2 protein-coding genes and 3 pseudogenes are annotated in these 3,078 nt (G+C 40.4%); all 5 read left to right on the forward strand.

Features of this window, described 5'->3' with window-relative positions; translation table 11 throughout:
- On the forward strand, window positions 1–1,048 hold a 1,048-nt coding region (locus tag AN214_RS21570), incomplete at its 5' end, for an RHS repeat-associated core domain-containing protein (RefSeq protein ID WP_161805711.1).
- A complete protein-coding gene (locus tag AN214_RS21575; RefSeq protein WP_054981598.1) occupies window positions 1,045–1,494 on the forward strand; it encodes a hypothetical protein in 450 nt (149 codons plus the stop codon). The genes AN214_RS21570 and AN214_RS21575, both read left to right, overlap by 4 nt.
- A gap of 225 nt (window positions 1,495–1,719) precedes the next feature.
- Window positions 1,720–1,851: pseudogene (locus AN214_RS22915) on the forward strand (transposase); the annotation flags it as partial.
- 184 nt (window positions 1,852–2,035) lie between these two features.
- Window positions 2,036–2,155: pseudogene (locus AN214_RS22355) on the forward strand (Type I secretion system protein TolC); the annotation flags it as partial.
- Window positions 2,156–2,371: 216 nt separating this feature from the next.
- A pseudogene (locus tag AN214_RS21580) lies at window positions 2,372–3,078 on the forward strand (hypothetical protein); the annotation flags it as partial.

Here is a 3,078-nt window from a genome sequence, read left to right on the forward strand (position 1 = left end):
TGCAACGGCAACCAATAATGGCACACAAGCGAATTACCAATATAATATTGACGGTATTCGTACCAGTAAAACGGTTAATGGTCAGGCTACACACTACCTAATCGACAACACACAAGCTTATGCACAAGTGATTGCCGAAACAGATAGCCTTGGCAGCCGATTAAAAACCTACCTTTACGGTGATGACTTAATCAGTCAAACCGACAGCAATAACACCACAAATACCTTCCACTATGATGGCCTAGGTTCAACGCGGTTACTTTCAAGTGAAGCGGGCGAACAAAGTGACACCTACGATTATTTAGCCTTTGGTGAGTTACAAAACCAAACAGGCACAACGGACAACAATTACCTTTACACAGGTGAACAATTTGATGGTGATTTAGACCAGTATTACCTCAGAGCCAGATATTACGACCAGAATGTCGGGCGCTTTACCCAGCAAGACGAGTGGATGGGGCGTGATGGTGAACCTGTTACCCTGAATAAGTATTTGTATACCCATGCAGATCCGGTGAATGGGATTGATCCGAGTGGGTATATGACATTTATTGGGCAAGGGGTCGTGGCTAGCAGGGTTACTGGGATGCTCTCAGCCACAGTTCGTGCTACGGTGAAGATCTGGAGTGGTAAAAACAGAGGTAAGGCAGTAAAAATATCGAAACAGGTCGGTTGTTTGATGGGGCAGCAATTTGTCAAAAATATGGATGGAAGAATCGAAGGACACCACCCTCTTCAACGGAGCATAGGCGGCCAAGATGAACAAGTGTTACTATACACTTTGAGAAAAACTCATCAAATGCTGCATACTGTACAAAATATATTATTTAGGGAGGCGGGACTTCCTCCGCTTAATAAAGGTAAAAAATATTTCGAAGGATATTTTTCTCAAAACCCAGGTGCACGGAGGTTAGCGTTTGAAACTTCACTATCGGCTGCAAGAAAAGTTGATAAATTTTGTGGGTATGGCGGAAAAAGATCTTTTGAGCACTACCTAAAGCGAGAAATTAAACGTTGGGTTAATGTTAATGGAGCGAATAAGTTATGATTGAGCCAAGTTTAGGAACAAAAGATTTTAAGATCGGGGATTTAATCACTAGCCTTGAACAGGTTACATTCAAAATAATGAGTGTTGAGCAAAGAGGTGACTTAGAAGTATTGAAATCAAAAGAGTTGTGGCTTTTTGTAAATATAATTACAAGAGAGCTTGTTCAGATAACATTTTTTCCACCATCTAATGAGGTTACGATCAAAAATATAGGGTTTCAAACAACGAAAGAAAACGTTGAATTGCTTTTAGGTAAAGGAGCTTTTAATGATGGTGTTTTTGAACCGTTTTCTATACTTGGTATATCTTTTGAATATAACAAAAATGAAGATGATGTTAATGCGCAGGTATCAGCGATCTCAGTTTATTCACCTTACCCAAAGTTGACAAATATTCCCAAGCATATAAAAAAGAATTTGGCTAGGAAAATCAGGTTGCCAAAGTAAAGAATATAAACAGTAAGAATATATAAGCCACCCATCTTAACTAGCATAAAAGCTAGGGTGTGACTAATTTTTAAGCAGCGCTAGCTTTCTATCAAAAGGTGGCTTTATGGCAGTTCCATGCCGCAATCAGGTGTAAACAATAACAAAGACACCCACTCTAATTTAATTTAGTTTGGGTGTTTTTCTATGTTTAGGGTAAGTAACACTTCTTAAGGATGAGAAGGCATGGCGGTTCCAAGAAAACAACAAATCAGTCTCGTTGATACACCTTTTTATCATTGCATCTCTCGCTGTGTCAGGCGTGCCTTTTTATGTGGCGAAGACAAAGTTACAGGTCAATCGTTCAAAAATAACAAAGACACCCACTCTAATTTGTGGATGGCCTAGGTAATCGTAGCTAATTAAAGATGACACCCACCTTTAATTGCACTATTTTCGCTTTTCAAAGATAAAATAACATGGCCACCCATCTTAACTAACTTAATAACCACATCATGACTAAAATTTAATGAGTTTTGGTTTTCTATCAAAAGGTGGTTTTATGGCAGTTCCGCGTCGAAATCAGGTGAGTTTGGTTGATACGCCTTTTTACCACTGTATATCCCGTTGCGTACGTCGCGCGTTTTTATGTGGTGAAGATAAGGTTACAGGCAAATCATACGGGTAAGAATATAAAGGCCATCCACCTTAACTAGTAAATCAAAAAAAATAATATAAAGGCCACCCACCTTAACTAGCCACACGAATATAAAGGCCACCCACCTTAAAATCAGGTTACCAGTTACGGCTATGATAAAAATGGCAACCGTGCATCACAAAGTAACAGTAATGGCCGAGTACGTTATATGCGTATGACGATTTAAATCGCCTTACTAAGGTGAGTCACTACAATGCCCAAGGAGTTGTTATCAATGAATTTAGCTATGAGCTTGATAACACAGGCCGCAGAACTAAACTGACTGAATCAACTGGTAGAGCAAGCTCTTACAGCTACGACAACCTTTACAGATTAACCAGTGAAACTATTACCGATGCTACCAATGGTAACAGCCAAACCAGCTTTACCTATGACAAGGTGGGTAATCGTTTAACGCAAATGCATAACACAGTAGTCACGAGTTATGTGTACGATGATAACGACCGTATAAGTTCAGAAACCACTGGCTCTGACGTCACTACTTTCTCCTATGACGATAACGGCAACACCCTAATCAAAGACGTAAACGGCGAACAAACCCGTTACAGCTATGATATGCGTAACCGCATGGTGGCGATGGATGCAACGGCAACCAATAACGGCACACAAGCGAATTACCAGTATAATATTGACGGTATTCGTACACAAAAAACGGTTAATGGTCATGCAACACACTACCTAATCGACAACACGGCAGCTTATGCGCAAGTGATTGCCGAAACAGACAGCCTTGGCAGCCGATTAAAAACCTACCTTTACGGTGATGACTTAATCAGTCAAACCGACAGCAATAACACCACTAACACCTTCCACTATGATGGCCTTGGCTCAACGAGAAGTCTAAGCAACGACAGTGGCGAACAAAGTGATAGTTACGATTATTTAGC

The sequence above is a fragment of the Pseudoalteromonas sp. P1-9 genome, from assembly GCF_001399975.1.
Classification (GTDB): domain Bacteria; phylum Pseudomonadota; class Gammaproteobacteria; order Enterobacterales; family Alteromonadaceae; genus Pseudoalteromonas.

What these genes read in the sequence shown, in the direction of transcription:
- AN214_RS21575 (WP_054981598.1), top strand. Translation starts at nt 1,045, where the DNA reads ATGATTGAGCCAAGTTTAGGAACAAAAGATTTTAAGATCGGGGATTTA.